The sequence below is a fragment of the Flavobacterium rarum (SeqCode) genome (assembly GCF_965234445.1).
GTDB lineage: Bacteria > Bacteroidota > Bacteroidia > Flavobacteriales > Flavobacteriaceae > Flavobacterium > Flavobacterium rarum.
On sequence record NZ_OZ248490.1, the window covers coordinates 376508 to 401502 of the forward strand.

25 protein-coding genes are annotated in these 24995 nt (G+C 32.5%); 18 read left to right on the forward strand and 7 right to left on the reverse strand.

The features are described from left to right. The 4 genes from AC8GF4_RS09810 to AC8GF4_RS09825 all read left to right on the forward strand — a co-directional run bounded on the left by AC8GF4_RS09810 (position 1) and on the right by AC8GF4_RS09825 (position 4303). Positions 1-1278: an MFS transporter gene (locus AC8GF4_RS09810; protein WP_506594299.1), complete on the forward strand. Its 1278-nt coding sequence runs from the start codon at positions 1-3 to the stop codon at positions 1276-1278. A gap of 6 nt (positions 1279-1284) precedes the next feature. After that, entirely contained in the window at positions 1285-2058 is a 774-nt protein-coding gene (locus AC8GF4_RS09815) for a TSUP family transporter (RefSeq protein WP_506594300.1), read from the forward strand. Between the two features lie 67 nt (positions 2059-2125). Further along, positions 2126-3541 carry an amidohydrolase family protein gene (locus AC8GF4_RS09820; protein WP_506594301.1) on the forward strand — a complete coding sequence of 472 codons (1416 nt, stop codon included), beginning with the start codon at positions 2126-2128 and terminating at the stop codon, positions 3539-3541. A gap of 231 nt (positions 3542-3772) precedes the next feature. Then, the gene (locus AC8GF4_RS09825; protein WP_506594302.1) at positions 3773-4303 is read left to right on the forward strand and encodes a hypothetical protein; all 531 of its coding nucleotides are present in this window, start codon (positions 3773-3775) and stop codon (positions 4301-4303) included. A gap of 64 nt (positions 4304-4367) precedes the next feature. Here AC8GF4_RS09825 and AC8GF4_RS09830 read toward each other — a convergent pair whose 3' ends face one another. Beyond that, entirely contained in the window at positions 4368-5408 is a 1041-nt protein-coding gene (locus AC8GF4_RS09830) for an RluA family pseudouridine synthase (RefSeq protein ID WP_506594304.1), read from the reverse strand. Then, positions 5398-6015, reverse strand: a complete 618-nt coding sequence (locus AC8GF4_RS09835; RefSeq protein ID WP_506594305.1) for a PASTA domain-containing protein — start codon at positions 6013-6015, stop codon at positions 5398-5400. Before AC8GF4_RS09835 ends, AC8GF4_RS09830 begins: the two co-directional genes overlap by 11 nt. A gap of 218 nt (positions 6016-6233) precedes the next feature. Between AC8GF4_RS09835 and AC8GF4_RS09840 the strand changes: the two genes are divergently transcribed. The 3 genes from AC8GF4_RS09840 (at position 6234) to AC8GF4_RS09850 (ending at position 8513) form a co-directional block, all read left to right on the forward strand. After that, positions 6234-7205, forward strand: a complete 972-nt coding sequence (locus AC8GF4_RS09840) for a D-alanine--D-alanine ligase (protein ID WP_506594306.1) — start codon at positions 6234-6236, stop codon at positions 7203-7205. 87 nt (positions 7206-7292) lie between these two features. Further along, complete coding sequence (coaD, locus tag AC8GF4_RS09845; protein ID WP_506594307.1) at positions 7293-7757, forward strand: pantetheine-phosphate adenylyltransferase; 465 nt, start codon at positions 7293-7295, stop codon at positions 7755-7757. Positions 7758-7934: 177 nt separating this feature from the next. After that, positions 7935-8513 carry a PhnA domain-containing protein gene (locus tag AC8GF4_RS09850; protein ID WP_506594308.1) on the forward strand — a complete coding sequence of 193 codons (579 nt, stop codon included), beginning with the start codon at positions 7935-7937 and terminating at the stop codon, positions 8511-8513. A gap of 190 nt (positions 8514-8703) precedes the next feature. On the opposite strand, the gene AC8GF4_RS09855 is transcribed toward AC8GF4_RS09850, so the two are convergent. Both AC8GF4_RS09855 and AC8GF4_RS09860 read right to left on the reverse strand, forming a co-directional pair. After that, positions 8704-9144, reverse strand: a complete 441-nt coding sequence (locus AC8GF4_RS09855) for a hypothetical protein (RefSeq protein WP_506594309.1) — start codon at positions 9142-9144, stop codon at positions 8704-8706. Between the two features lie 255 nt (positions 9145-9399). Continuing rightward, a complete protein-coding gene (locus AC8GF4_RS09860) occupies positions 9400-10752 on the reverse strand; it encodes a DEAD/DEAH box helicase (RefSeq protein ID WP_506594311.1) in 1353 nt (450 codons plus the stop codon). Positions 10753-11072: 320 nt separating this feature from the next. Between AC8GF4_RS09860 and AC8GF4_RS09865 the strand changes: the two genes are divergently transcribed. Continuing rightward, complete coding sequence (locus tag AC8GF4_RS09865; RefSeq protein WP_506594313.1) at positions 11073-12803, forward strand: M14 family metallopeptidase; 1731 nt, start codon at positions 11073-11075, stop codon at positions 12801-12803. A gap of 49 nt (positions 12804-12852) precedes the next feature. Here the strand turns inward: AC8GF4_RS09865 and AC8GF4_RS09870 are convergent, their stop codons facing one another. Beyond that, positions 12853-13455 carry an NUDIX hydrolase gene (locus tag AC8GF4_RS09870; RefSeq protein WP_506594314.1) on the reverse strand — a complete coding sequence of 201 codons (603 nt, stop codon included), beginning with the start codon at positions 13453-13455 and terminating at the stop codon, positions 12853-12855. A gap of 7 nt (positions 13456-13462) precedes the next feature. Here AC8GF4_RS09870 and pyrE point away from each other — a divergent pair, with 7 nt between their 5' ends. Continuing rightward, complete coding sequence (pyrE, locus tag AC8GF4_RS09875; RefSeq protein WP_506594315.1) at positions 13463-14104, forward strand: orotate phosphoribosyltransferase; 642 nt, start codon at positions 13463-13465, stop codon at positions 14102-14104. Positions 14105-14149: 45 nt separating this feature from the next. Further along, positions 14150-14542, forward strand: coding sequence for an SRPBCC family protein (locus AC8GF4_RS09880; protein ID WP_506594316.1), 393 nt, complete (start codon positions 14150-14152; stop codon positions 14540-14542). Positions 14543-14594: 52 nt separating this feature from the next. On the opposite strand, the gene AC8GF4_RS09885 is transcribed toward AC8GF4_RS09880, so the two are convergent. Further along, complete coding sequence (locus AC8GF4_RS09885; protein WP_506594317.1) at positions 14595-15323, reverse strand: biotin--[acetyl-CoA-carboxylase] ligase; 729 nt, start codon at positions 15321-15323, stop codon at positions 14595-14597. A 96-nt stretch (positions 15324-15419) separates the two neighbouring features. Here AC8GF4_RS09885 and rsfS point away from each other — a divergent pair, with 96 nt between their 5' ends. The 7 genes from rsfS to AC8GF4_RS09920 all read left to right on the forward strand — a co-directional run bounded on the left by rsfS (position 15420) and on the right by AC8GF4_RS09920 (position 21116). Continuing rightward, positions 15420-15791, forward strand: coding sequence for a ribosome silencing factor (gene rsfS, locus AC8GF4_RS09890; RefSeq protein ID WP_506594318.1), 372 nt, complete (start codon positions 15420-15422; stop codon positions 15789-15791). A gap of 15 nt (positions 15792-15806) precedes the next feature. Then, the gene (gene ftsH / locus AC8GF4_RS09895) at positions 15807-17732 is read left to right on the forward strand and encodes an ATP-dependent zinc metalloprotease FtsH (protein ID WP_506594320.1); all 1926 of its coding nucleotides are present in this window, start codon (positions 15807-15809) and stop codon (positions 17730-17732) included. A gap of 229 nt (positions 17733-17961) precedes the next feature. Continuing rightward, a complete protein-coding gene (locus AC8GF4_RS09900; RefSeq protein ID WP_506594322.1) occupies positions 17962-18564 on the forward strand; it encodes an LUD domain-containing protein in 603 nt (200 codons plus the stop codon). Between the two features lies 1 nt (position 18565). Further along, the gene (locus AC8GF4_RS09905; RefSeq protein WP_506594324.1) at positions 18566-19417 is read left to right on the forward strand and encodes a phosphatidate cytidylyltransferase; all 852 of its coding nucleotides are present in this window, start codon (positions 18566-18568) and stop codon (positions 19415-19417) included. Next, on the forward strand, positions 19407-20060 hold the full coding sequence (locus AC8GF4_RS09910; RefSeq protein WP_506594325.1) for a phosphatidylserine decarboxylase family protein: 654 nt from the start codon (positions 19407-19409) through the stop codon (positions 20058-20060). Before AC8GF4_RS09905 ends, AC8GF4_RS09910 begins: the two co-directional genes overlap by 11 nt. Next, on the forward strand, positions 20060-20326 hold the full coding sequence (locus AC8GF4_RS09915; protein ID WP_506594326.1) for an acyl-CoA-binding protein: 267 nt from the start codon (positions 20060-20062) through the stop codon (positions 20324-20326). The genes AC8GF4_RS09910 and AC8GF4_RS09915 overlap by 1 nt, the downstream gene beginning before the upstream one ends. Before the next feature lie 13 nt (positions 20327-20339). Next, positions 20340-21116 (forward strand): superoxide dismutase, encoded by a 777-nt coding sequence (locus AC8GF4_RS09920; RefSeq protein ID WP_506594327.1) that lies wholly within the window; start codon positions 20340-20342, stop codon positions 21114-21116. 64 nt (positions 21117-21180) lie between these two features. On the opposite strand, the gene AC8GF4_RS09925 is transcribed toward AC8GF4_RS09920, so the two are convergent. After that, positions 21181-23049 (reverse strand): alpha-amylase family glycosyl hydrolase, encoded by a 1869-nt coding sequence (locus AC8GF4_RS09925; RefSeq protein WP_506594329.1) that lies wholly within the window; start codon positions 23047-23049, stop codon positions 21181-21183. Between the two features lie 286 nt (positions 23050-23335). On the opposite strand from AC8GF4_RS09925, the gene AC8GF4_RS09930 reads away from it, so the two are divergent. Beyond that, positions 23336-24967, forward strand: coding sequence for an OstA-like protein (locus AC8GF4_RS09930; protein ID WP_506594331.1), 1632 nt, complete (start codon positions 23336-23338; stop codon positions 24965-24967). Positions 24968-24995 lie beyond the last annotated feature (28 nt).

A 24995-nucleotide genomic window follows, 5' to 3' on the forward strand; every position in this document is an offset into this window, starting at 1 on the left:
ATGAATACTATTCCTACCCCACTAACCAAAAACTCAAAATCCATTCTTAACGCCGCCGTAATTGTAGCCGCTCTTGGTTATTTTGTTGATATATACGACTTACTACTCTTTGGAATTGTGCGCACTGATAGCCTAAAAGACCTTGGAATTACAGGCGATGCCATCCGAAATCAAGGAGAATACCTGATTAGTATGCAAATGTTTGGAATGCTTTTTGGTGGAATTCTATGGGGAGTTTTGGGTGACAAAAAAGGAAGAATCTCCGTTTTATTCGGTTCCATATTAATTTATTCGGTGGCCAATATTGCCAACGGAATGGTAACTACTGTTGATGGATATGCCTTTTGGAGATTGATTGCGGGAATTGGTCTAGCAGGCGAATTAGGAGCCGGAATCACTTTGGTTGCCGAATCCTTACCCAAAGAAAAACGAGGCTATGGAACGATGATTGTAGCCTCTGTAGGAGTTTCAGGAGCAGTTGCTGCGTATTTGGTCTATCAAGTTTTTAAAGATTGGCGTTTGTGTTATTATGCGGGTGGCGTTCTGGGAATTTTATTATTGTTTTTACGAATCAGCATTACTGAGTCTGGTATGTTTAAGCAAGTACAGCAAAGTGAGGAGAAAAAAGGCGATTTTTTGTCTTTGTTTACTGATAAAAAACGATTTTCAAAATACCTACAATGCATTCTCATTGGAATTCCGCTTTGGTTTTTGGTAGGCGTTTTGATCACTTTCTCACCAGAATTCGCCAAAGCTCTCGGAGTTCAGCAAGCAGAAACCATTGCCGCTGGAAAAGCAATAGCATTTTGTTATACTGGTTTGGTGTTTGGTGATATTGCTAGTGGACTCTTAAGTCAATGGTTCAAAAGCCGTAAAAAAATAATGGGTTTATTTTTGATACTCAATCTCAGTATGGTTTTTGTTTACTTAAATGCTTTCGGAATTTCTACATCAACTTTTTATTTGCTTTGTTTTGCAATGGGATGCTCGGTTGGCTATTGGGTATTATTTGTTACTATTGCTGCCGAACAATTCGGAACCAACATTCGGGCAACTGTAACAACTACGGTTCCCAATTTTGTTCGAGGTTCGCTTCCGCTAATTATTTTAATATACAGTTATTTTAGGGATTCCATTTTTGAAGGTGACATCCTTAAATCGGGAATGATTGTTGGGTCAATTTTATCTATTATTTCATTAGTAGCACTTTGGAAAATGAAAGAAACGTTTCATATTGATTTGGATTATACAGAAAATAGTTCTGAAACTTTTATTTAATATCCGATGGAATACTTCATTATTTGCCTCGTTGCCTTAGTTGGTTCTGGTTTGACATTGTTTTCTGGGTTTGGACTAGGAACACTTCTTGTTCCTGTATTCGGATTGTTTTTTCCAATCGAAATCGCAATAATCCTAACAGCCATTGTTCATTTTTTAAACAATATTTTTAAATTGATTTTGTTAGGTAAAAATGCCAATCTAAAAATTGTTATGCGTTTTGGTATTCCAGCAATTCTTTTTTCTTTTCTGGGTGCTTTCCTACTTTCCTATTTAAATCATATGAATTCTATTTTTGTATATAAAATAGGAACTCATTTTTTTGAAATTATACCTATAAAATTAATCATTGGTATTGTATTATTATTTTTCTCTCTTTTTGAGATCGTTCCAAGTTTAACAAAACTACAATTTGATCAAAAATATTTGCCTCTCGGAGGTGTCTTAAGTGGTTTTTTTGGGGGGCTTTCTGGAAACCAAGGAGCTTTAAGAGCCGCCTTTTTAATTCGTGCCAATCTTAATCCGCAAACGTATATTGCAACAGGTGTTTATATTGCTTGCTTAATTGACATTTCCAGATTGCTAATATATTCCAAAGAAATTATCATCAATGCTCATCAATTCGATTATACTTTATTGATTTTAGCAACTTTGTCGGCTTTTACAGGAGCATTTTTTGGGAATAAATTACTCAAAAAAGTTACATTAAAAAACCTTCAAATATTCGTAGCAGTAATGCTAATTCTTTTTGCTTTATTATTGATTTTTGGTATTATTTAAAAAAATATTAGAATTTCAAATTTTTTTTTGATTTAAAATTCTATTATATTTGAATGAAATTTATACTATGAAGATATTTTTCACCCTTTTTTCTACAATTCTATTCCAAGTAGGATTTGCCCAAACGGCAGAAACGTATTTTGAAAAAATCAGAAACAACGAAGCCGAACTTACCGCTTTCTTTTCTCAAATGCCCAAAGGAGGCGATTTACACCACCACTATTCCGGTTCTATTTATGCCGAACCTTTATTGGCTCATGCCATTGCCGAAGATTTTTATCTCAATACGCAAACAATGACTGTAAGTCAAGAAAAACAGTCTGGAAGTGATTGGATTTTATTTTCGACATTGCAAAAAAATGGAGAATTGGATATATACAAACAAAAAATAATGCAAAAATGGTCAGTCAAAGATTATAATAATGTTGATTACCCTTCGGATAAATTATTTTTTGAATCCTTTATGAAATTTGAACCTGCCATAAAAGATAATTTCGGCACTGGTTTATTGGAACTAAAAAACAGAGCCATCAAAGAAAATGTAAGCTACATAGAAACTCAACTTTCAACAATACCCTGTGCAATCAAAACGGATGATTTAAACAAATACAATCTTCATTTAAGAAAAATGATGGCTATCAAAAACGAAAAAGCCGTTATGCAATCCTTGGATTCCTTGTATACTATTTTTATCCAAAAAGAAGCCAAAAAATATGCATCCGATTTTAACACCAACTTTGTTGCCAAAATGCACAATGATCTTAAAATAGATGACAACCAATTCTCAATGCGCTATCAAAATTTTGTATTGCGGTTTATGGAACCCGTTGATTTATTCAAGAATCTTGTGGTTGCTTTTATTTCAGCAGATAGTAGCCCGCTAATGGCGGGAGTCAATATCGTTTCTCCCGAAGATGGCGAAACATCCATGAAAGATTACGGATTGCACATGCTAATGTTTAAGTATTGTCATAGCCGTTTCCCGAAAGTAAAATATACTATGCATGCTGGGGAACTAACACTTGGACTCGTACGCCCAGAAGAATTGTCTTGGCACATCAACGCTGCCGTTTATACCGCTGGCGCAAATAGAATCGGGCATGGAGTGGATATGGCCTATGAAGAAAAAAGCTATGATTTAATGCGTTATATGGTCAAGAACAACATTCCAATTGAAATTAATCTTGCTAGTAATGAGTTTATATTAAAAGTAAAAGAAAACCGTCATCCTATTCTACTGTACAAAGAATTTGGAGTTCCCATTGTCATTAGCACCGATGACGCCGGAATCTTACGAACTAATATGACCGAACAATATGTATTATTGGCAAAAAGATACAAAACTATTTCCTATACCGATATTAAACAATTTGTTTACAACAGTATCAACTATAGTTTTATTCAAGATCCTGAAGTAAAAAAACAGTTAACACAGGATTTGAATAATCGATTTAAGGTTTTTGAAAATAATTTTAAAAATTAATTGTTTATCCAATAGAATGCTTTTACGTATTCCTATTAGTTAATAAGGTTGTTTTCTTTTTTTTTAAACCGTCAAAAATCAAAATTTATTATCAAAACCCTTAATTTAATGTTAAATTAATAATAATTTAACTCCATTCGATAATAATTTAACTCATTTAAAAGTAACAAATAAATATTTTGTCCGTAATATTGTAATTATCTTATTAAAATAAACCCCAAAAGAATCAGTATGAAAAAATACATCCTAATTTCGCTTTTTTTAATAAATTCAATATCAGTCATTTCACAAAACAAAAAATTATCTTCAGTAAAAGTTGATGATAATCTAACCCGTTATTACATAAACTATGAAAATGGTTTACCTACATTAACCACCAATAAATACGGATCTTTAAAGTTTTATTTAGAAAAGTATGTAAAAATTTCGGACGATAAAAAAAACATAAGTTACAATCTGATTTTTGATTTAAATGAAAAAATTATAAATTCTTTAAACAAAGACATTTATGTTACAATCGTTTTTCTAGATTATTCTATAATTAATGCCAGACCATCATTAGAAAATGAAGGTGCTTTTAAAGGTAATATTACAATTCCAATAAAAAATATTGATCGATTAACTAAAACGGCTATAAAATCAATCAATTTTAAAATAAAAGGAGAATCTGATGAAAATGATATTGTTTTCAAATTCAATAAAGATGATGCCGGAAATCTAAAATTCCAAAAAGAAGCACTCCTAATCAAAGAAGGAAAATAAAAATATAGTAAACTCTATTGCATAAAAAAACCTCAATTATTTGAGGTTTTTTTATGTATTATTTTTATTCTTCGTCGTTTGAATGCGATTTCGAATAGCCTCTCCATTTTTCAATACAATCCTGAAAATCCTGAGGCAATTCTGTATCAAAACGCATCATATCTCCAGTAGTTGGATGGACAAAACCAAGTGTTTTGGCGTGCAAAGCCTGACGGGGCAAAGCCTTGAAGCAGTTTTCAATAAATTGCTTGTATTTGGTAAACGTAGTTCCTTTCAAAATCAAATGACCACCGTAACGCTCATCATTAAAAAGCGGATGACCAATGTGCTTCAAGTGAGCTCGTATTTGGTGCGTTCTACCCGTTTCCAATTTACATGAAATTAAGGTCACATATCCAAATCGTTCCAATACTTTATAATGAGTGATGGCAGGTTTCCCAATTTCGGGATCTGCAAAAACTGCCATTTGCATACGATCTTTCAAATGTCTTGCCAAGTTTCCTTCAATGGTTCCCTCTTCTGCAGCAACATTTCCCCAAACAAGCGCAATATACTCTCTTTCAGATGTTTTGGCTTCAAATTGCTTAGCCAAATGGGTCATTGCGGCTTCGGTTTTGGCAATAACCAACAATCCCGAAGTATCTTTGTCAATTCTGTGAACCAACCCTGGACGCTCACTACTATTCATTGGTAAATTCTCAAAATGAAATGCAAGCGCATTGACTAAAGTCCCTGTGTAATTTCCATGACCTGGATGCACTACCATACCAGGCTCTTTGTTGATTAACAACAAAGTATCATCTTCATAAACAACATTTAGCGGAATATCCTCTGGATCCACCCTATTTTCAAATGGCGGATGAGACAACATCACCTGTACCACATCAAAAGGTTTTACTTTATAATTGGACTTTACAGGCACATCATTCACAAAAATATTGCCTTCTGTTGCTGCGTTCTGAATTTTATTTCGGGTCGCATTTTGAATCAGCCCCATCAAGTATTTATCGATACGCAAAATCGCTTGACCTTTGGGAACCTCAAACTTAAAATGTTCAAATAATTCTTCGTCTAATTCCTCTATTGGTTCACTATTATTGTTCATCCGTTGGTGTTTCTGTTGTTGGAACAGCCGTACTGTCCACTATTTCTTCTTGATAACTCTCTTTTCCATCGCCCAAAACCAAATCAATTTTGGATGCTTTCAAAACTCTGTCTCCTACTTTCAAATTTCTTCCTTTGTAGCGCATTTCCATAACCATGTCTTTACCTAAGTTAGGAACATATGTAATTGTACCTTCTTCAAGACCTAAAGCCTTAAGTGTTGGTACTGCTTCACGATATGTTTTTTCAATCAAATCCGGAATTCGCACAGACGAAAATCCAGAAGAATTGATCTTTATATATACTTTTCTCCCAACCTTAACCTTAGTCCCTGGCATTGGATCCTGTTCTACTACACTGTATTTTGGAAAGTCTCCTCTAAAATCAACACTATCCAAAAGCTCATAATCCAAATCCAAATCATCTAACTTGTCTTCTACTTGCTCCTCAGTTAATTTTCTTAAATCAGGAACCGTTATTTCATTCCCGTGATCTGTTGTAAAAGTCAACCAATGCATGAATAAATAACCCAAAACAGCAATTATAGCAAGCGAAATGGCCACTTGCCCAAAAAAGATACGACTTGTAAGATATTTTTTTAAGCTCATAAATATTTTTATTTCCCGCAAAGATAAAGCTATTTCGTTTCAAAAAAAATGATAATTTTGTTTAAGTAAAAAATGACTTTTTGAATTAGGAGCTATTTCCTGCTATTCGCTTGTATCTTTTCTTTTTTAAAAGAAAAAAGAAAAGGATACCGCTACTATCAGGGCTAGGGCATCCGTTTTCAAAAGAGACCTTTCCAATTAAAATACCAAAAAATAATATGAAAAACATTGCCATCATCATGGGCGGCTATTCCAGCGAATACAAGATCTCACTCATTAGCGGAAACGTAGTTTATCAATTCTTAGACAAAACCAAATACAATGCCTTTCGCATTCATATTTTCAAAGAAAAATGGGTTTATGTAGATGCCAACGATTCCGAATTCCCAATTGACAGAAATGATTTTTCGGCACAAGTAGACGGAAAAAAAATAAATTTCGATTGCGTTTTCAATGCCATACACGGAACACCGGGTGAAGATGGACTGATGCAAGCCTATTTCGAATTATTAAACATTCCACAAACCGCCTGCGATTATTACCAAGCCGCATTAACGTTCAACAAACGCGACTTATTATCTGTATTAAAACCATACGGCATAAAAACTGCCACTTCTTACTACCTAAACAAAGGCGACATCATAAATACAACTGAAATAGTCGAAAAATTAGGTCTCCCATGTTTTGTAAAACCCAACAAAGCAGGATCAAGCTTCGGAATTTCAAAAGTAAAAACTGCTGCCGAACTGCCAATTGCCATTGAAGTAGCCTACAAAGAAGACAACGAGATCATCATAGAAAGTTTCCTAGACGGCACAGAAGTTTCTGTTGGAGTCATCAATTACAAAGGAACCATAACCGTTTTACCAATAACTGAAATTATTTCAGAAAATGACTTCTTCGATTACGAAGCGAAATATCAAGGGAAATCTCAAGAAATTACACCTGCACGAATATCGGATGAAATGACCCAGAAAGTAGCCGAAATTGCCAAACGCGCCTACGAAGTACTCAAAATGAAAGGATTCTCAAGAAGCGAATTCATTATTGTAGACGGAGAACCACACATGCTCGAAATGAATACTATTCCTGGTCTTACCACCGAAAGTTTAATTCCGCAACAAGCCAAAGCAGCTGGAATTTCATTGGAAGATTTATTTACAAATGCAATTGAGTTAGCGCTTAATTAAGTAACTAAGATTCTAAGTTTCTAAGTTCCTGAGAATTTCAGAATCTTAGAAACTTAGCATTTTAGGAACTCAGAAACTTTAAAAAAAATGAAAAAAGCCATATTCCCAGGATCGTTTGACCCTATCACCTTAGGTCACGAAGACATAATCAACAGAGGCATTCCGCTTTTTGATGAAATTGTAATTGCAATTGGGGTCAATGCCGAAAAAAAATGCATGTTCTCACTTGAAGAAAGAAAGAGATTCATAGAAGAAACGTTTAAAAACGAACCAAAAGTAACGGTAATCACTTATGAAGGTCTAACAATTGACTTATGCCACAAAGTCAAAGCCGACTTTATCCTGAGAGGATTGCGCAACCCAGCCGATTTCGAATTCGAAAAAGCCATTGCCCACACCAATCGAAGATTATCCAAAATAGAAACCGTATTTTTATTAACGGCTGCAAGAACTTCTTATATCAGCTCCAGCATCGTGCGAGATGTTATCCGAAATTACGGTGAATACGAATTGTTAGTTCCCGAAGCAGTTAGGGTTAAACTGCATAAGTAGTAATTGAATGTTTTTCAGATTAGTATGAATTAAATTATTACATCATATTAATAGTTTCAGATTCTAAAACAAAAAAACAGTAAAAAAAGAACCCAAAAAAACTATAGTGAAAATATAAACTTGCGAAAGCTCCTAATTAGAAGTAATTTCGTAACCTAAAATAACACCCCCTTTGTAATGAGCTTCGAAAGAGAATTAAATAAACGTAGTGGTTCCAAATGTGAATTATGTACTGCGACCGAAAACTTAAAAGAATACCAAGTATTACCTACCAAAAAAGGCGGCTTAGACGAAAGTATTTTTGCTTGTGCTACTTGTATCGACCAAATTGATAATACAGGTCATGAAGATTTAAATCATTGGAGATGCTTGAATGACAGCATGTGGAGCGAACACACTCCTGTACAAGTTGTAGCTTGGAGAATGTTAAGCCGTTTGCGTAAAAATGGTTGGCCTCAAGAATTGTTGGAGCAAATGTATTTTGACGAAGACACACTAGCATGGGCTCAAGCCACTGGTGAAGGTGAAGATGACGAAAACAAAATCATTCACCGCGATGTCAATGGGGTGATTTTAACTCATGGTGATTCAGTAGTATTAATCAAAGACTTAAAAGTAAAAGGATCAAGTATGGTCGCCAAACAAGGAACTTCAGTACGTAACATCCGTTTGGATCATGAAAACGCAGAATATATTGAAGGAAAAGTAGATGGACAACAAATTGTAATTATCACTCAATACGTTAAGAAAATATAGTAATCAAATCGTCATTGGTCAGAAAAAGAGTGATCAATAATCTCTTAAAATCAAAAAATCGTTAACAGCTTTCTATTTGCTGTTAACGATTTTTATTTTTTAGGATACTTTTTTTAGCGCTAACTAAAAAAATGATTCCTGATTATTTCTTCACTGAATACTAATAAACGGATCACTGAAAACTGTATTCCTAACTTTTTTGAAATAATTTATCAACTTGTTCTCTAGATAATGACTCCGAAACATGTGTCAAATTAGATGCTTTACTTGTAACCATAAACTGAACTGTAGTTTTATCTGAAGCAACAATATAGTGCAACCAAACAAAATTATTAGGCAATTCCAGTTTAATATCATTCAAAGTATTGGCTGTAAATCCGTTTGTCATAATTCCATAAAGACTTTGATAGGCATTATCAACGTTTTTAAATGTGAAATTTTTCAAAGTAGACTCATCTTCATCTGTGGTAATGGTTTTAAAAAAAAAGGTGTATTCATCACCAATTTTTTGAACGTAAAAATCATTATTAATTCGACCTAACTTTTCTACAGGCACAGTTTCAACAACTTTAATTTGGCTAAAGCCAATAAAACTAATGAATAAAACAGCAATTGTAATAACTTTTTTCATAATTTATTTGGGATTTAATGTTATACTTTATAGGTAAGTATTTGTTAGCAAACTTAATAATAAATAAAAACAACTCTCTATGGATGAAAACATTTTATCAACATTAAATTGTTTTTTTTGTTTGTAAATTAAAACCACAGCTCATAATACTATCCATAAAGGATCATTTAATAAAAAAAATCGCTAGAAGTACTATATACTCCCAACGATATTTAAAAATTTATATTTTCAATACAGAATTACACAATCCAAGATCTACTCCTCCTCCTCTTTCTTAATTACCTTTCTGGCTATTTCAATTTTAAACTTCTTACCTTTCATTTTTTCTTCTTTTATAGCATGAAGCAAATCTTTGACTTTATTGAATTTTACAGCTGCAAAAGAAATAAAATCTTTCACTTCAATTAGTCCCAAATCGCCTTTCTCCAGATTACCTTTTTGAGAAAAGAAACCAACAATATCAATTTTATTTAATTTATTTTTCTTTCCACCACTAATATAAATGGTTTGAAACTCTGGTGGTTTTGGCAATGTATTTGCTTTATCAACTGCTAACACTTCCATTCCATAATCCAAATAATCCATTTTTTTCTCACTTTCGTGAACAATTACATAAGCAGTTCCAAAGGCTTGCATACGAGCTGTACGACCGTTTCTATGAGTGAATTCATCTTCCTTCAGAGGCAAATGATAATGAATAACATGCTTCATTTCAGGAATATCCAGTCCACGGGCAGCCAAATCTGTTGTAATTAAATAGCTCATACTTCCATTACGAAATTGAGTTAACGATCGTTCGCGTTCCTCTTGATCCATACCACCATGATAATAAGTAGCATAAATCCCTTTCTCGCACAAAGTATCGCTAATTCGTTCTGCAGCATCTCGATGATTGCAGAAAACAATTGCCGATTGAGATTTTAAAGAACAAATCAAACTAAACAAACTTCCTAATTTGTCTTTTTCTTTAGAAATCACCATTTTGGTTGACAAGTTACTTTCGTTGTCTTCTTCAGTTGGTATAAAATCCAAAATAGTAGGATTGACAACTCTTGTATATTTGGGAATTTCGATATCAGACGTAGCCGAAACTAATACACGCTTATTAAGTTTACTCAGTTTTCCAATGATAAAAGACATTTGCTCGTGAAAACCCAATTGCAAAGATTTATCAAATTCATCCAAAATCAAAGTTTGAATTTTATCCAATCGAAAAGTTCCTCGATCTATATGGTCGGCAATTCTTCCAGGAGTCCCTATTAAAACCGCTGGAGCATTGCTTAAATTCTTAATTTCGGTATCAATTGAGTGTCCGCCGTAGCACACATTTACCTTATAATCAGTGCCCATTTTTTTCCAAACTTGCTCAATTTGCAATCCCAGTTCGCGCGACGGAACTAGAATCAAACATTGAACTGATAGAATTTCGGGTTGTAACATTTCTAAAATAGGCAACAAAAATGCTAATGTTTTCCCCGAACCTGTTGGAGAAAGTAACAAAACATTATTATCATTTAAAATGGCATCTTGCGCAACTTCCTGCATTTCGTTTAGACTTTCAATGCCTAAATTCAGCAATATATTATTGGAATGGTGTTTCTTATTCATTTTGCAAAGGTAGTTTAAAAAAAGTGTTCAGTATTCAGTTTTTTAGTGGTCAGTAAAAAGTAAAACACAAAAATTAAATTTAAAATAATTGCAACTATTCAGGCTACACTAAATTAATTTACAATTTTAAAAAAAATAGACACAGATTACACAAATTTGTACAAATTATATCGCGAAATTGTTCTTTTTTTTGTGAAATTAGACTAAATTTCCATATTGAATTCGTGGAATTCGTATGGGATTTTTAACATGCTAAATAGGTACAAATAATTAAATTTAAAATTAATTACATTTGAAACCCTTTCTATAAAATTATTGTTATGAAATTAATTCGCTTATGTTTTCTATTTGGTACTCTTACAATTTTTGCCCAAAACACCAACAAATACAATACTTTTTTCGAAAAAGGCAATGGAAATCAATCGGCTAATTACCAAGAAACCATAGCTTATTACACACTTTTGGCGCATGATTTTTCAACTATAAAAATGGAAAAGATGGGCTCAACAGACAGCGGAGAACTCTTGTACATGGTCACATTCAACCCAGAAAAAAAATTTAATTTCAATGAAATTAAAAAAAACAAAGCAGTATTATTTGTCAATAACGGAATTCATGCTGGAGAACCCGATGGTATAGATGCAACAATGTTATTATTCCGAGATTTAGCTTTAGGCAATATCAAAACACCCAAGAATACAGTTATAGTTACGATTCCTGTTTACAATATTGGAGGAGCCTTGAATAGAAATTCCACTTCCAGAGCCAATCAAGAGGGCCCAGAAGAATATGGTTTTAGAGGAAATGCCAGAAACTATGATTTGAATCGCGATATGATTAAATCAGACACCCGAAATACTAAAAGTTTTGTTGCTATTTTTCATAAAATAAATCCCGATGTTTTTATTGACAACCATGTCAGTAATGGTGCAGATTATCAATACAAGTTGACGTATATCATGACACAACACAATAAATTAGGAACCCTTTTGGGAGATTATATGAATACCGAAATGATGCCTTTTATTGTAAACGATTTGGAGCAAAAAAACATTCCAACAACACCTTATGTGAATGCATTTGAAGAAACACCCGATAATGGTTTCGTGCAATTTTCGGACACACCAAGATACACAACAGGTTACACTTCCCTCTTCAATACAATTGGATTTGTTGTCGAAACTCACATGCTCAAAAAATATGATGAACGAGTAAAAGCAACCTACGAATACATGAATTCAACAATTAATTTTATCGATATCAATTATAAAAAAATAAAAGAATTACGTTTAAAAAACGAAGAACAATACCAGCCCAAAAAACAGTATCCAATTGAATGGAAAATTGACAGTTCTAAGGCTACGACATTTTTATTTTCAGGATTTGAAGCTTCTTATAAAAAAAGCGAGGCAACAACTGGCCAACGATTGTTTTATGACCGTACCAAACCGTATCAAAAAAACATTCCTTATATCAAAGATTACAAGTCAGTAAAAGAAGTGACAATCCCAAACGCATACATTATTCCAAAAGGGTATTGGAATGTGATTGAGTTATTAAAAAGTAACAATTGTAGCTTTACGCAATTAAAAAACGATACCATAATTGAAGTTGAAAGCTACAAAATAGCAGATTACAAAACATCAAACAATGCATACGAAGGGCATTATCCTCATAGAAATACTCGAATAACTTCTAAAAAAGAAAATGTGGCTTTCGCTAAAGGCGATTATGTATATTCAACACAACAAAAAGCAGTGAAATATTTATTGGAAACTTTAGAACCAGAAGCGATTGATTCCTTTTTTAATTGGAACTTTTTCGATACCATTTTACAGCAAAAAGAAGGCTATTCTGAATATGTTTTTGAAGATTTGGCTGTATCGCTTTTAAAAGAAAATCCAAAATTAAAATCTGAATTAGATACAAAAATTGTGGAAGACCAAAAATTTGCAAAAGACAGTGAGGCACAATTGGATTGGATTTACAAACATTCGATTTATTATGAAAAAGCACATTTACAATATCCAGTATATAGAAAAATGAACTGAAAAAAAACTCAAATCGATAGAAATGAGCTTTTTTTTATGTTATTTAAATCTATTCTTTTTCAGATTCTGTTTCAAATAAAAGCTTTATATTTTCATAAGAATTTTCTAAAGCTTCTTTTATTTGAACAGGATTGAACCAAGCCACTTTCTCAATTCCTTCTTCCAATTGTCCCTCTGGAGTACCTTCAAAAGTGGAATGCATTTCAAACCAATGCGTTATTTTTAATTTATATTTTCCATTCCGCTTAAAAACATGATACGTTTTTTGAAGTTTTTTCCCAACAGTTAATCCATTTACGCCAGTTTCTTCTTCCACTTCACGCATCGCGGTATCTTCTATTAGTTCCCCTTTTTCGGTTCCGCCTTTGGGTAAATCCCATTTTCCATTTCTAAAAATAAATAAAACCTCTCCATTTTTATTATAAACCAAACCTCCTCCAGCTTTATTTACCGGAATTTTTGCCTTCAAAGTTTTCATAATCACACTTTCATCAGGGTGATACAGATAGGCTTTTTGAATTTTATTTTGAAACATTTTGACTATAACTTGCTCTATATCAATACTGTCAAGCAGAAAAAGTTGAAAATCAGTCTCCTTAGAGATTTCATTTGTCAAAAAAAGTGGTTTGTCGTTAACAAAAACTTTATACATTTGTATTATGATTTTTAATAAAGATACTGCCGAAAAAACAGCCGAATTGCTTTTGCAAATAAATGCAATTAAATTGAATCCAGGAAATCCTTTTACATGGGCATCCGGATGGAAATCGCCTATATATTGCGATAATCGATTAATTCTCTCATTTCCAGCCATAAGAAATTATGTCCGAGATGAATTTTCTAAAAACATTGAAAAACAATTTGGAAAACCAGATGTAATTGCCGGTGTAGCCACAGGTGCAATTGGTATTGGAATGCTAGTAGCAGAGAGCATGGGATTGCCTTTTGTTTACGTTCGCCCAGAACCCAAAAAACATGGTCGTCAAAACCAAGTAGAAGGTTTTTTACAAAAAGGCCAAAGCGTAATAATTATAGAAGACCTAATAAGTACAGGAAACAGTAGTCTACTTGCCGTAGAAGGCTTAAGAGAAGCTGGAGCTGTCATAAAAGGGATGGCTGCTATTTTTACTTATGGATTTGATGTAGCGGATCAAAATTTCAAAAAGGCAAATATTGACTTGTATACTTTAAGCAATTACCAAAATCTATTGAATTTGGCCGTTGCCAAAAGCTATATTACCGAAAAAGAGGAAGAAACCTTAAGAGAATGGAATACAAGCCCATCTACTTGGGGAATCTAATTTTAGATTAACGATTTATAATTTTAGATAAAAAAAAATAAAAAAATGAACTTAGAAAGTCCAAAAGTTACGGTTGAAAAATCAAGTCAAAATTTATTTGATTTGTTGAGTGATGTAAAAAATTTCGAAAAATTAATGCCAGATAATATTGCTAAATTTGAAGTAATTGGTGAAGACGCCTTTATTTTTGGATTAAAAGGAATGCCAGAAATTAAATTAAAAATGAAAGAAAAAGTAGCTCCAAACAAAATTGTTTTGGGTGCTGCAAGTGACAAACTTCCTTTTACTTTGGTAGCAAACATTGAAACTATTTCTGATAATTCAAGTGCAGTAAAACTTGATTTTGAAGGTGAATTCAATGCAATGATGGCCATGATGATAAAAGGACCAATTGGAAAATTCATCGAAACTTTGGCAAACAATATGACAAAATTATAGTTTAATCGTTTAATCGGTTAGTCATTTAATTGACTAACCGATTAAACATTTTTCAATACAACATTTGAACTTCCTTCAAATTGTATTCACAAATTGAATCATCTTCCAATTGAATTTGAAGTTTTCCATCTGAGGAAACTCCCATTATTATTCCCATAAAATTTATGCCTTTTTCATCCGAAAAGGCAGTTGGAATTCCAATCTTAAATAAATTATTAGAATACTCTTCCCATAAAGTACTTTCATTCTCTTTATAAATAGAAATCATTTCTTCCATTCTTGAAACAATCTTAAAAAGTATTTCTTCTTTATCAAAAAAAGAGCTACAAATTAGTGCCAGAGAAGAAGCTTTTGGTAAATTATCATATTGAATTTGATTAACATTTAAACCTAAACCAACAATCGAAGTAATTGTTCCGTCCCCTTTTAAGCTGTTTTCTATCAATATGCCACCAATTTTCTTATTGGCTGACATAATGTCGTTAGGCCATTTTATACTTAATTCAGGAATAGTATAACTTTCTAATACACGAATAACAGCAAGAGAAACTGCAATATTTAGATTAAAAAATGATTCATTATCCATTAAGAAATCCTTTATCAAAACACTCATTATAAGGTTTTTACCTAATTCAGAATCCCACTTTGTACCCATTTGACCTTTGCCTTTTAATTGATTTTCAGCGGACACAACAGTATAGTTTTGTAAGTCTTGTTTGCTAGATAACCCTTTTAGAAAATCATTTGTTGAATCTATGGCATCGAGTTTGATTAGCTTCATATACGTTTTTTTGTGAAACATAATTTAATATTATGTTAAGGTTCAAAAATAATCACAAAAAATGGTAACTTTACAAACTTATATATAAAAAATTAAATGGCGAAAAAGACTATAAACAATGATGCATTATTAGCAAACATCATTAAAGGGATAGAAGAAGTAAAAGGAAGTGATATCGATATTTTAGATTTAAGAGAAATAGACACGGCAGTTTGTGACTATTTTGTAGTTTGTAACGGGAACTCAAATACCCAAGTAAATGCTATTGTAAATTCAATCCAAAAAACAGTTTCAAAGGATTTAAAAGACAAACCTTGGCATGTAGAAGGTTCTGATGTAGCAGAATGGGTACTTATGGATTATGTTCATATTGTAGTTCATGTATTTCAAAAGCATATTCGAGAATATTACAACATCGAAAGCCTTTGGGGTGATGCAAAAATTACAAAAATCGAAAATAAATACTAAAGAAATAAACTTCTAATGGCAAAAGATAAAAATCCAAATTCGAATAAATTTAAAGTAAGTCCTTGGTTAATTTACACTGCAATTCTTTTAATTTTTTTAGGCATCAGTTTTGCTACAGGTGGATCTAGTTTTCAAGAACCTGCTCAATTAACTTCATCTAAATTTAATTCAATTTTAGAAAAAGGACAAATTGACAAAGTGATTGTATATAATAAAACAGAAGCTGAAGTATTTTTGAATACCGATGCTTTAAAAGATCCTGCTAATAAAAAAGTAGCCAAAGATGTTTTAGATAGACCAAACAAAGGACCTCATTATACTTTTGATATTGGAAATGATCAAATCTTTCAAACCAAATTAGAAAAAGCAGTAACTGAAGGAAAATTGAAAGATTTCAATTTCTTACCAAAAAACAATTGGACCGATATTTTAGTTAGCCTTTTACCAATTATAATTATCATTGGTGTTTGGATTTTTATAATGCGTAAAATGTCTGGTGGTGCTGGTGGAGGCGGTGGTCAAATTTTTAATATCGGCAAATCAAAAGCAAAACTTTTTGATGAAAAAACCGATATCAAAACCACTTTTAAAGATGTTGCAGGTTTAGAAGGTGCAAAAGAAGAAATCCAAGAGATAGTAGAATTTCTTAAAAATCCTGAAAAATACACCAACCTTGGCGGAAAAATACCCAAAGGTGCCTTACTTGTAGGACCTCCTGGAACTGGAAAGACGTTATTAGCAAAAGCTGTTGCTGGTGAAGCTCAAGTACCATTCTTCTCATTATCGGGTTCCGATTTTGTAGAAATGTTCGTAGGTGTTGGTGCATCACGTGTACGTGATTTATTTAAACAAGCCAAAGAAAAATCTCCAGCTATCATTTTTATTGATGAAATCGATGCTGTAGGTAGAGCCAGAGGAAAAAGTAATATGTCGGGTGGAAATGACGAAAGAGAAAACACTCTTAACCAATTGCTGACAGAGATGGATGGTTTTGGTACCAATTCGAATGTAATTGTTTTGGCAGCAACCAACAGAGCCGATGTTTTAGATAAAGCATTAATGCGTGCTGGGCGTTTTGACAGACAAATTTTTGTTGACTTACCAGATATTCGTGAAAGAGCCGAAATATTTCTAGTACACCTTGCTCCATTGAAAAAAATCGAAGGCTTGGATACTGAATTTCTAGCCAAACAAACACCAGGTTTTTCAGGAGCTGATATTGCAAATGTATGTAATGAAGCCGCATTGATAGCCGCAAGAAACAATAAAGAAGCTGTAGACAAACAAGATTTCTTGGATGCTGTAGATCGAATTGTAGGTGGATTAGAAAAGAAGAATAAAATTGTTACCCCTGAAGAAAAAAGAGCTATTGCAATACACGAAGCTGGACATGCAACTGTAAGTTGGATGCTTGAACATGCTGCTCCTTTAATCAAAGTAACAATAGTACCTCGTGGACAAAGCCTTGGTGCAGCTTGGTATTTACCAGAAGAACGTTTAATTGTACGTACCGATCAAATGCTTGATGAAATGTGTGCTACGATGGGTGGAAGAGCTGCCGAAAAAGTAACTTTTGACAGAATATCAACGGGTGCACTAAGTGATTTAGAAAAAGTGACCAAACAAGCTCGAGCAATGGTTACCGTTTATGGTTTGAATGAAAAAATTGGAAATGTTACCTATTATGATTCTTCTGGTCAAAGTGAATATAGCTTTGCAAAACCCTATTCTGAAGAAACGGCAAAAGTAATCGACAAAGAAATATCTTCACTTATCGAAAGTCAATACCAAAGAGCAATCACTATTCTTGAAGAGAACAAAGACAAGTTGAATCAGCTTGCTTCTATTTTGATAGAAAAAGAAGTTATTTTCAAAGACGATTTAGAAGCTATTTTTGGAAAAAGAACCTTTGACAAAAACCTTGGAGAAGTAGTGTCTTAAAAAAATCAAACACTCCGTTTTTTGTCTTTTGAAATGAAGACAAAAAACATAACCTATCTTTTTTGTTTTTTTATAAAATCTTAGTTACTCAGAAAATTAGCAACTTAGCTACTAATAAAAACTATACAAATCATTTATTCTAAAAATCTTAATTCAAAATCCTGTTTTGAATTAAGATTTTTTTATCTTTGGACGTTTTCAGCTAACATAAAATGTAGATTAACGAAATATGAGTATTTTTAGTAAATTATTTGGTACTAGTAATCCTTCTTCCGATGAGGATAAAGGAAGTAGTAGTAACAAACTTAATCCAGATATAAATTCCCCCCTGGATGAGCAGTTTATCTATAATTTCAAGAAAAATGGAGGTAAATTTTTATATTGTGAAAATTTAACAGAAGTAAAAGATCAGTTTGAGAACATCCTTGAAGAAAATGATTGGTTTGAGAGTGAAGCTTTGTGTTATGAACCAAATCTTTTCAGTTTATTAGATGAAAACAAAATAATTTATGGTCTTTCAAAAGACCCTAAATTTTTATTATCTGGTTGCGAAAGTTTAGTTGCAGAAGAAGGTTCTATCTTATTATCATCCAACCAAATTAAACAAAAAAAACCCAACGACTTACCTACAAATATTATTGTTTTAGCAAAAACTAGTCAGATTGTTGAAGGAAAAAGTGATGGTCTAAGTTCAATTCGAAAAAAATACTTAAAAGAATACCCAACCAATATAACTACAATAAAATATTTCGAAAAAGCGAAAGAGGAAGATTTTACACAATACGGTAGTTCTGCCAAAAATCTATATTTATTGCTTCTAGAAGATCTTTAAAATGAATGAAACACTAAAAAGGTCAATATCTGGCGCTATTTACATACTATTACTAATAGCTTCAATCGAATATTCTATAGAAAGTTTTTTCATTCTATTTGGTATCTTTCTGCTTATTGCAGTAATAGAATTTTGTAATTTACTACATCTAAATAAAATTGCACCTATTGTAATTGCCAATATATTTTATTTATTTTTTTATAAAATAGCTATTGCTACTAAAACCGATGGCCTTTTTTATATTTTACGTTATAACAACATATTTGATTTAGGCGTTTTATTTTTAACCCTAATTATTACTTTGAAGTGTATTGTTTTTTTATATGATGATAAAAATCTAAAAATCGATTCGTTTTCTAAATTTGCATACCTAATTGGCTATATTATTCTACCATTTATTATTATTACAAAAATACCTTTTGGAATTAAGGGTTATAATCCCAAAATATTAATTAGCATATTTGTGTTAATTTGGACCAATGATACTTTTGCCTATTTAGTTGGTAAGTCGATTGGCAAACATAAATTATTTGAAAGAATTTCACCCAAAAAAACAATCGAGGGTTTTATTGGAGGAATAGTTTTTGCAGTAATTGCTAGTTATTTTATTTCAAAATATTTTTTAATGCTTCCTGAAAAAAATATATTCATTTGGTTTATAATAGCCTCAATTGTTGGGGTTTTCGGAACAATTGGTGACTTAGTAGAATCCAAATTCAAAAGAATAGCAGGAATAAAAGATAGTGGGAACATAATGCCTGGTCATGGAGGCATCCTAGATCGACTAGATAGTGTTATCTTTGTAGCACCAATAATATTTTTATTTTATCAAATTTTAAATTATGTTTCATAAAGAAGGAACCCAAAGTATTTTATTAGGCACTGTTTTTACAGCTGTCGTTTTTTTATTATCTGATCATTTTATCCATACGGAATGGATAAAAATGACAATTGAAATTGTAACATTGTTACTTCTAATTATCATTTTACAATTTTTTAGAAATCCAAAGCGTACAGTTGAAATAAATGAAAACCATATTATTGCACCAGTTGATGGAAAAGTTGTTGTAATTGAAGAAGTGTATGAAGGTGAATTTTTTAAGGATAAAAGAATTCAAGTATCTATTTTTATGTCACCTATCAATGTGCATGTAACTCGTTATGCATTAAGCGGAATTGTTAAGTTCAGCAAATACCATCCAGGTAAATTTCTAGTTGCTTGGCATCCAAAAGCTAGCGAAGAAAATGAAAGAACAACTATTGTAATCGAGAACAAAACTTTCGGTGCTATTTTGTATCGTCAAATTGCTGGAGCTTTGGCTAGAAGAATTGTAAACTATGCACAAGAAGGAATGCAAGTTGTACAAGGAACAGATGCTGGTTTTATTAAATTTGGTTCAAGAGTAGATATTTTTTTACCATTAGGAACACCAATAAATGTTGTTCTTGATCAAAAAGCAATAGGGGGGAAAACAATAATTGCAATAAAATCTTAATGATTGAAAAAGATTTAGACATAAAATTTCAAGAAGCTGTTGAAATTGCTTCATTTATGACTCAAGCATCGTTGCCTCAAGATGTTCAATTGCGACTTTATGCGTATTACAAGCATGCTACTTTTGACAAAACAAGATTCAATGTCTCCGAAAATTCCGATTTAAGAAACGCATTCAAAACAAATGCTTGGATTCAAATAAGTCATCTTACACAAAATGAAGCCAAAAAACAGTATATTGAATTAATACATTCTCTATTTAAGTAATTGCAATAATCTCATGAAAAAAAATACTTTTCTATTATCTAATTTACTTTTTATTTCATTATTGATTTCTTGTAATGAAAAAAAATTAACCGAGGTTGTGGAAGTTCCTTTACCTACTGTTGAAGAAAAAATAACTTTAGGAAACCCGGATGATTTAAAAGCAGACGAAGGGTCTTTTCAATTTGAAAAATTACCCTTTAAATATGATGCTTTAAATCCTGACTTATCGGCTTTAACATTAGAGACACATTATAAAAATTATTTATATTATACCAATAGTTTAAACAAAGCAGTTCTGGGAACTCCTATAGAAAACTTAACTATTGAAGAAATCTTAAAGAAAATAGACCTCAACGACCCTATTATTCGAAATAGTGCAGGAGGCTACTATAATCACACCTTATATTTCACTAGTATCGGACCAAAAGCTGGAGGAGAACCTAAAGACACACTCGCGGGTAGCATTATTAAAAATTATGGGTCATTTTCCAATTTCAAAACTGCCTTCAAGGATACTGCTACTAAACAATTTGGATCTGGATGGGTATGGTTGGTTGTAGACAAAACTGGAACGCTTCAAATAACAACTACACAAAACCAAGATAATCCATTAATGACCTACGCACCTGTAGTAGGTTTTCACGGCACACCCATTTTAGGAATGGATCTTTGGGAACACGCGTATTTCTTAGATTATCAATATAAAAAGAAAAATTATATTGATGCATTTTTTAATATTGTCAATTGGAATAAAGTGAATGAGAATTACAAAGCTACTTTCAAAAAATAAGAAATAAAAAAAGCTGATATTTAAAGATATCAGCTTTTTTTTTGAAAATACATTTTCACTTTTTTTATAATTGAAATATAAAAGATTCCAATGGCTTAATCGTAACAGTTGCTTTTCCTTCACCATTTGCAACTTGCATCTGAATTGAATTGCCATACAATTGATCTTTCAAGGTATAACTTCCATCTTTTAAGTTCCACTTACTAATAATATCCGCTGAGACCTTTAAATCAAAATTATGTGAAGTAACAGAAGAAAAATTTGTGATTACAATTAATTTCTGATTATCTGACCAGCGTACAAAAGAATACAAATGATTAGGATCATATCCTTGACCAGCTTGACGATTTACTTCTTGAAGATCTTCAAATTGCCCCATCACAGCGGTACTTTTTAAAGAAAAATTAAGCAAACGTTTATAGAAATCACGCAAATCTTTTTCGTTTTGAGATAATTTTCCACCATCAAATGCGCCATCGTTCATCCATCTTTGGTGATTAGGAACGCCTACATAATCAAAAATAGATGTTCTGGAATGAGTTCCAAATCCACCATTTTCATTACCTGCCTCCCCTACTTCCTGACCAAAATACACCATAACAGGAGCCGAAGTTATCATTGTAGAAACGACCATCATTGGTTTTCCTTTTTCTGGCGAACCAGCAAATTCAGGACTAGCCAAACGTTGTTCGTCATGATTGTCCAAAAATTTCAGCATGTGAACATCAATATCTGACATACCTTGTCGAATATAAGTAAGCCCATCTGGAGGTGTTTTCCCTTGAATGATATCCTTCAATTTATCATAAGTCTCTACTTTGTCATACAAATAATCCATTTTACCCAAATGGATATAATTGCGGTATTCCTTTGGATTGTAGACTTCGGCCATCAAGAAAGCATCGGGATTGGCATTTTTTATGGCAGAGTTCATGTAACTCCAAAATTCGTAAGGAACCATTTCGGCCATATCATAACGAAAACCATCAACTCCTTTGGCAGTCCAATACAAGGCAATATCTCTAAATTTTATCCAAGAACTTGGTACGCTTTTGTCTTTCCAAAAAGCAAAATGCTCTTTCGGAGATAATTTGTCATAACCAGCTGGTAATTCTGGAAAATCTTTGGAACCATCAGGACGAATACCATAATTTACTTTAACTGTTTCGTACCAGTCATTTTTATCTGGTTTTGCCAATCGAGAACCATTTCCGGTCCATTTAGCAGGATTTTCGTCAAATTTTCCATCTATTAATGGATTCTTTTCTCCATTTAAGGGTTTGTCAGTATCTGGAATTTGAAAGGGAGTGTTTGGAATGTAATAGAAATTATTATCTCTTTTGTATTCAACAGTAACATCATCATCGGCTCCAAAATCCCTTACTCCCTTTGGATTACTTTTACTTTCGTACTTACGAGCAATATGGTTGGGAACGATATCAATAATTACTTTAAGATTTGCCTTGTGCGTTCGATTTATAAGCGCTTCAAACTCTTCCAAACGATTTTCAGGATTGACAGCTAAATCTGGGTTTACATTGTAATAATCTTTTACTGCATATGGAGAACCTGCCCTACCTTTTACAACTTCAGGATCATCATTTGAAACTCCTATTGCCGTATAATCGCGTATCACTGCATGATGTGGCACGCCAGTATACCAAACATAAGTCACCCCTAAATCTTTAATTTCATGAAGAGCTTTGTCTGTAAAATCACTGAATTTTCCGACTCCGTTTTCTTCTATTGTACCCCAAGGTTTATTTGTGGTGTTTTTATTTCCAAACAATCGCGTAAAAACCTGATAAACAACTTCTTTTTTATCTGCAATGAGCTCTTTCTTTTCTGCGTTCATTTTTACATCTTTTGTTTTACAAGCTGTCGCCATAAGCAATACACTTACTCCAGCAATTAGTGTCTTTTTTTTTATCATTGTATTCTGTTTTCAAAATTAAATGCTTTTTGTTTTGATAGTTAACTTGGTTCCTTATCAATCCATAAATTTAATGAATATTTTCAAAAAAGATCGAAAACAGAAGGGCAATTGTATTCGATTAAAAACAACAAACAGGACTATAACGTAATAGTCACTTGCTTTGTTTATAACTTAGGAAAGCATAAAAATAGCATTTTTTTTACTTCATGAAACAATTATAAATAAATCCTAATATAGATAGGGTTTGCCTCCTTTTTTATAAATTTACAAAAAAATAAAACCATTGAAGAAATCTATACATTTCCTTACATATTGCTTAGTATTCCTTTGCACAAATTGTGTTCTGGCACAAGCTCCTAAAAAAATACACATTGAACAATCTGATTTTGCAGATGTGGATCAACAAAAAGCTCCAGATGCTCTATTGCTTACAGGAAATGTACGTGTAAGCCACGATGGGATAGTACTTACTTGTAATAAAGCCTATTTTTTTCAAAAAGAAAATTATTTAAAAGCTTTTGGAAATGTTCAAATGGTTCAAGGTGACACTTTATACTTGAACAGTAATTATGCAGAATACAATGGTCAATTAAAAAAAGCATTTGCTACAGGCAACCCAGTTATGAGTTCACCAGATGCTACATTAGCAACAGATACCATTAATTTTGATAGAAATTCACAAGAAGTTTTTTACAACACCCCTGGGACTATTATAAACAAAGAAAACACTTTGAAAAGCAAATCGGGAAGGTACTATGTGGCCCAGAAAAAATTTCAGTTCCTTACCGCAGTTAGCCTTACCAATAAAACGTACGAAATCAAGTCCAATCATTTGGATTATTACAGTAATTCAGGACATTCTTACCTTTTTGGACCTTCAACTATAACAAGCAAAACAAATTATATTTATACTGAAAAAGGTTTTTATGACACCAAAAAAAATCTGGCGCATTTTATAGATAAATCTTACATCAAATATGACGATCGGATTATAAAAGGAGATAGTTTGTATTACGATCGAAATAAAGAATTTGCATCGGCAACACGAAACGTAAAGATTACCGACTCAGTCAATCGTGGAGTAATTCGAGGTCACTATGCAGAAATGTACAAAAAGAAAGACTCTATGTTTGTAACCAAAAGAGCTTTGGCTGTAAATTTTGTAGACAACGACTCGGTTTATATCCATGGAAAAAAACTAATGGTTACTGGTAAAGAAGGAGACAGAATCATTCGTGCTTTCAATAATGTTCGTTTTTTTAAAGTGGACATGAGCGGAAAATGTGATTCAATTCATTCCCGTTCCAAAACAGCTTTAACAAAATTAATTGGAAATCCAATCTTGTGGAATGGTGAAAGCCAAATTACTGGTGATGTGATGCACCTCATTGGAGACAATAAAACACAAAAACTAGATTCACTTAAAGTACTCAATAACACATTTTTAGTCTCAAAGGACACTCTTGGAACGGGGTTCAATCAAGTCAAGGGACAAAACTTATTTGGAAAATTTGAAGAAGGTAAACTCCATGATGTCGATATCATAAAAAATACTGAGGTGATTTATTACTCGCGCAATGAAGCACAAGAGCTAATTGGAATAGACAAAAGTGTGAGTAGTAAAATCAATATTCTTTTTGACAAAAATGAAATAGAAACCATTACGCGATTCAATCAAGTGGAGGGCGATATTTACCCAGAATCGGAATTGCCAGAAAATGCCAGGACACTTCGAGGACTCAAATGGCGAGGAGAAGAAAGAATAAAAAGCAAAGACGAGGTCTTTAGTGAAGAAGAAAATGCTGAAGAACTCAAAGTCATTGAAGCCACTCTAAAAGAAAAAGCCAAAAAGAAAACTCCTATGAAAATTCGGAAAGAAACTTTGAATTACGATAAGAAAAATAAGAAGAAGTAATCAGTGGTCAGTCTTAAGTAGTCAGTTG

Coding starts and splice junctions, on each gene's coding strand:
- AC8GF4_RS09865 (WP_506594313.1), top strand. CDS start 11,073: ATGAAATTAATTCGCTTATGTTTTCTATTTGGTACTCTTACAATTTTT.
- AC8GF4_RS09885 (WP_506594317.1), bottom strand. CDS start 15,323: ATGAAGCTAATCAAACTCGATGCCATAGATTCAACAAATGATTTTCTA.
- AC8GF4_RS09855 (WP_506594309.1), bottom strand. CDS start 9,144: ATGAAAAAAGTTATTACAATTGCTGTTTTATTCATTAGTTTTATTGGC.
- AC8GF4_RS09825 (WP_506594302.1), top strand. CDS start 3,773: ATGAAAAAATACATCCTAATTTCGCTTTTTTTAATAAATTCAATATCA.
- AC8GF4_RS09820 (WP_506594301.1), top strand. CDS start 2,126: ATGAAGATATTTTTCACCCTTTTTTCTACAATTCTATTCCAAGTAGGA.
- AC8GF4_RS09815 (WP_506594300.1), top strand. CDS start 1,285: ATGGAATACTTCATTATTTGCCTCGTTGCCTTAGTTGGTTCTGGTTTG.
- AC8GF4_RS09910 (WP_506594325.1), top strand. CDS start 19,407: ATGTTTCATAAAGAAGGAACCCAAAGTATTTTATTAGGCACTGTTTTT.
- AC8GF4_RS09880 (WP_506594316.1), top strand. CDS start 14,150: ATGAACTTAGAAAGTCCAAAAGTTACGGTTGAAAAATCAAGTCAAAAT.
- ftsH (WP_506594320.1), top strand. CDS start 15,807: ATGGCAAAAGATAAAAATCCAAATTCGAATAAATTTAAAGTAAGTCCT.
- AC8GF4_RS09925 (WP_506594329.1), bottom strand. CDS start 23,049: ATGATAAAAAAAAAGACACTAATTGCTGGAGTAAGTGTATTGCTTATG.
- AC8GF4_RS09920 (WP_506594327.1), top strand. CDS start 20,340: ATGAAAAAAAATACTTTTCTATTATCTAATTTACTTTTTATTTCATTA.
- AC8GF4_RS09915 (WP_506594326.1), top strand. CDS start 20,060: ATGATTGAAAAAGATTTAGACATAAAATTTCAAGAAGCTGTTGAAATT.
- AC8GF4_RS09905 (WP_506594324.1), top strand. CDS start 18,566: ATGAATGAAACACTAAAAAGGTCAATATCTGGCGCTATTTACATACTA.
- coaD (WP_506594307.1), top strand. CDS start 7,293: ATGAAAAAAGCCATATTCCCAGGATCGTTTGACCCTATCACCTTAGGT.
- AC8GF4_RS09850 (WP_506594308.1), top strand. CDS start 7,935: ATGAGCTTCGAAAGAGAATTAAATAAACGTAGTGGTTCCAAATGTGAA.
- pyrE (WP_506594315.1), top strand. CDS start 13,463: ATGATTTTTAATAAAGATACTGCCGAAAAAACAGCCGAATTGCTTTTG.
- AC8GF4_RS09840 (WP_506594306.1), top strand. CDS start 6,234: ATGAAAAACATTGCCATCATCATGGGCGGCTATTCCAGCGAATACAAG.
- rsfS (WP_506594318.1), top strand. CDS start 15,420: ATGGCGAAAAAGACTATAAACAATGATGCATTATTAGCAAACATCATT.
- AC8GF4_RS09810 (WP_506594299.1), top strand. CDS start 1: ATGAATACTATTCCTACCCCACTAACCAAAAACTCAAAATCCATTCTT.
- AC8GF4_RS09830 (WP_506594304.1), bottom strand. CDS start 5,408: ATGAACAATAATAGTGAACCAATAGAGGAATTAGACGAAGAATTATTT.
- AC8GF4_RS09900 (WP_506594322.1), top strand. CDS start 17,962: ATGAGTATTTTTAGTAAATTATTTGGTACTAGTAATCCTTCTTCCGAT.
- AC8GF4_RS09870 (WP_506594314.1), bottom strand. CDS start 13,455: ATGTATAAAGTTTTTGTTAACGACAAACCACTTTTTTTGACAAATGAA.
- AC8GF4_RS09835 (WP_506594305.1), bottom strand. CDS start 6,015: ATGAGCTTAAAAAAATATCTTACAAGTCGTATCTTTTTTGGGCAAGTG.
- AC8GF4_RS09860 (WP_506594311.1), bottom strand. CDS start 10,752: ATGAATAAGAAACACCATTCCAATAATATATTGCTGAATTTAGGCATT.